We start from the raw sequence: 921 nt of genomic DNA, 5'->3' as shown, positions 1-921 counted from the left end.
AGTAACGCTTCAGAGCCCGATAGTCACGGGAAGTCTTGTTTAGCTGTTTCATCAGGCGAATTCGAGTTTTATTAAAAGCCCGATTAAGGGCTTGAATAATATGAAACTTATCAATGACGACCACGGCATTGGGAAAGACCGTTTGAATCAGTTTGGGGTAGGTATAGTTCATATCAGTGACAATCATGGTGACCCCTTCGCGAGCTGCTTGATCATACTGGCGAAAGTATGTCTCCAGCCGATGGATCGTTCGAAAGGCTAATAAATCAATCAATTCATGGGTTTCGGCATCCATGAATTCAAAGCTCATGGCATCCGTCGCTGATTTGGTTGTTTTAACTTCATCCATGAGAATAACGGTGGGTAGATAATGCCAATTAGGCTGAAAATCGCGCTCAGCGCGCATGAGTTGCCGGCCCACAAAGGTGTCGGAAGTCGATAACTCATTGGCAATGTGTTTTAACGATACAGGTTCGGCCAGCTTTTCCAGGCAGGCTTGCCGAGTTGGATTGGAGATCGTGCAGTGCCTCGGAACCAGCGGCGTCTGAGCCAAAAACGTCCGTTGATATTCCTTACAGTAAAAATTACGTCGTCGTAAGTGTAACAGCACATCATTATCTTGGATTTTAGCGAAGCGGACCGTCGTTTGACGCCAGCCATAACGAATGATTTGCCCTTGGTTCACAATTCCACAGTGGGCGCAAGCCCGCGGACGGTAATCCAAGCGGCCAGTGAGGCGAATCGCACCGTCAGCCCGGCGGACACTGCTTTCAATTTCAAGATGGTCATCGGCTATGTTTAACAATAATTTTGTAGTATCATCATTCATAAGGACATTTCCTTCTTTCTCTAAAATCTTCGTGGTAGTTGGTTTTGATGAACGGACAGGAAATGCCCGTTTTTTGTTCAATAATAATATAC

The 921-nt window shown here is 45.7% G+C and carries 1 protein-coding gene; it reads right to left on the bottom strand.

All coding sequences use genetic code 11. The features are described 5' to 3' along the window. Window positions 1-829 (bottom strand): ISL3 family transposase (locus FC85_RS11410; protein ID WP_157051291.1); only part of this gene is annotated, 829 nt, incomplete at its 3' end. Window positions 830-921: the final 92 nt, after the last annotated feature.

Source organism: Lentilactobacillus diolivorans DSM 14421 (assembly GCF_001434255.1).
Lineage (GTDB): Bacteria > Bacillota > Bacilli > Lactobacillales > Lactobacillaceae > Lentilactobacillus > Lentilactobacillus diolivorans.
This window is presented reverse-complemented; position numbering and strand designations above follow the sequence as displayed.